This is a genomic window from Saccharomonospora iraqiensis subsp. paurometabolica YIM 90007 (genome assembly GCF_000231035.2).
In the GTDB taxonomy this organism is placed as follows: Bacteria; Actinomycetota; Actinomycetes; order Mycobacteriales; family Pseudonocardiaceae; genus Saccharomonospora; species Saccharomonospora paurometabolica.
Genome location: NZ_KI912228.1, coordinates 129578 through 132022 on the forward strand (window position 1 = coordinate 129578; position 2445 = coordinate 132022).

Genomic DNA, 2445 nt, shown 5'->3' on the forward strand with positions numbered 1-2445 from the left:
CCCGCCGGACCGTGGCCGGGGCGCCGGGACGGTCCCGCTCGGCGAGCAGGGCACCGGTGGCGCTCAGGGTGGGCACGATGTCGTAGGCGCCCGGCCCGCCCCAGCGGCCGTCGGCGGCCTGGGTGTCCAGCAAATAACGCACCCGCCGTTCGTGCCCGGCCAGGGACGGGGTGTGCGCGACGATCCGGCCCGTCTCGTAGACCGAGGGTTCGAACGCCCCCGAAGGGTCGTCGGCCATCTCGGTCAGCAGGTTCCGGACCGTCTCCCCGGCCCCGTCCAACCAGGACACACGCGCTGTCATTCGGGCAGCCACCCCTCGCCGATGCCGTCGGGTCCTTCTCCGGCCACGGCCGTCCCGCTCGGTGATCGGGAAGCGTAGTCGGACGGGCACCGAACGTAGCATCGATCATGAAACTTCTACATGATGTTCGTCCTTTCGGAGCAGGGGGCGGGAAGATCGCTCCAGGTCGTCGCGGTCGTCAGGGGACCACCCGGAACTCACCGCTCGTCCCGGTGAACGGGCTCACCCGGCCGAGGGCGTTCTTGGCGTCGCCGTGGTAGCGGATGCGGTAGGTGCCGTCGGCGTCCCCGGGCACGTCCCAGGTGACGGTGACCTCCGACGCGGCGATCCCGCGGCGGGCCCAGCGCAGTGTGGTGGACCAGTCGCCGTCGACGGCGACGGTGCGCCATCCGTCTCCGGTCCGCCGCTGCACCTCCAGGTACGTCCCGCCCCGGTGCAGGTCGTTGTTCGGGTGTGCCCCGGCGAACGTCACCCGCACCCGTTCGCCGGGCAGGTAGGCCGGACGTGGCGCGGTGAGCACGTCCCCGAACCCGTGCCCGGCCGGGGGCGCGTCCAGGACCACGGGCGGTTGCAGGGAGAGCTGCCGGTCGGACAGGTCCGGTGCGACCGGGCCGGGCGGGAGCTCCGTGCCGTCCCGCAGTGCCGTGGCCAGCCGGGCCGACGTCTGCCGCAGCGCGGGCAGCTGCCAGCGGCCGAACAGCGTGCTGCCGCCCTCGTAGTGCTGGGCGTCGTACTCCTCGGGCGTGGTGACGTAGTGCGCGTAGGCGTTGCTGTACCCGGCGACGAGCACGTCGGACAGATCCGCCCCGACGATGTCGGCGACCGTGCGGCGCAACCGCAGCCCCGCGGTGACGGTCACCTCGGCAGGAATGCCGACGAGGTACAGCCCGCCGATCCGCACGAGCTGGACCGGTACCCGCTCCTGCACCCACGGGTACACGGCGTTCATCGCGCCGATCGGCACGGCGATGTCCTTCGGGGCCTGGCAGTCCTTCAACTCCGGCGAGGCGGTGTACAGGACCGAGTCGGAGACCAGGTCCCACAGCGGGTTCTCGCCCTCGGAGAAGCCCGGGAACGCGGGCCCGTCCTCGGTGCTGCCCGCGGCCATCGCCGCTCCCACGGCGGGGGCGCACGTGCGGTGGGTCCGGCCGTCCCCGGTGAACTCCGGCCGCACCGTGACGTCGGAGAGGTCGACGTGCACCAGCCGGGAATCGACCGGCCCGCGCACCGGGGCCGCCGGGGTGTCCAGCTGGGCGGCCGCCGCCTCGTACTGGCGCGTCCCGATCTCCCGGGTGCGGGCGGCGTCCTCCGGGGTGGACGGCGGGGTCAGGTCCAGGTTCGGTGTCATGTCGCCCGCGTTGGTCTGGGCGAAGGCGGCCACGAAGTCGGGGGGACCGTCGTCGGTGCCGCCGTGCTCCACCCCGGCCACGTCGTGTTCCCAGTGGTGCGCGGCGTAGCCCTTGTTGTCCCCGCTGACCAGCCGGTTGTCCCCGGACATGCTGGTGTTGTGGGTGGCGAAGAGGTTGAGCGCGCCCACCGGCTCCCCGCGCCGCTCGATCCGCAGCAGCGACGTCCGCGGGTCGATACCGTCGGGGAAGTGCCGCCGGTCGGCGGCCGGGTTGCGGGCGAACGCTTCGCGGGAGCGGTTCGCGCTCGCGTTCGTCAACTCGCCGTGGGTCAGGCGCAACGCGGACGGTGCGAGGTCGTCGTGCGCCTCGCGCACCGACTCGACGATGCCGTCGGTGACGGCGTCGAAGGTCTTCTCGTGGAAGCCCAGCGTGGTGAGGTTGTAGAGCAGGTGGTGCGACTGGCCGCCCGGTCCCGCGTGCGTGTGCGTGGCGGTGATCAGGACGTTGCGGTCGGTGTAGCGGTCGCCGTACTCGTCGGCCAGCCGGCGCAGCACCTCCCGCCGGACGCTGGAGAAGATCATCGGCGCGTCCACGACGACCAGCACCACCCGCTCCCCGGTGGCCGGGTGCGCGATCACGAACGACCGCGCGCGCAGGCGGGTGTGCAGGCCCTCGGCCTGCTGGTCGAGCCTGCCGTAACCCATGAGCCCGACCTCGGCGATCTCCCCGGTGGCGTCGGCGACGCCGCGTCCGACGAGATAGCCGCCCCCGGCCCCCGGCGCCGCGTCGGGCGCC

The 2445-nt window shown here is 73.2% G+C and carries 1 protein-coding gene and 1 pseudogene; both read right to left on the reverse strand.

Annotated features, from left to right (window positions below):
- Positions 1–301, reverse strand: a pseudogene (locus SACPADRAFT_RS32625) (prenyltransferase); the annotation flags it as partial.
- A 178-nt stretch (positions 302–479) separates the two neighbouring features.
- Positions 480–2445 (reverse strand): neutral/alkaline ceramidase (locus SACPADRAFT_RS26800; RefSeq protein ID WP_007027279.1); only part of this gene is annotated, 1966 nt, incomplete at its 5' end.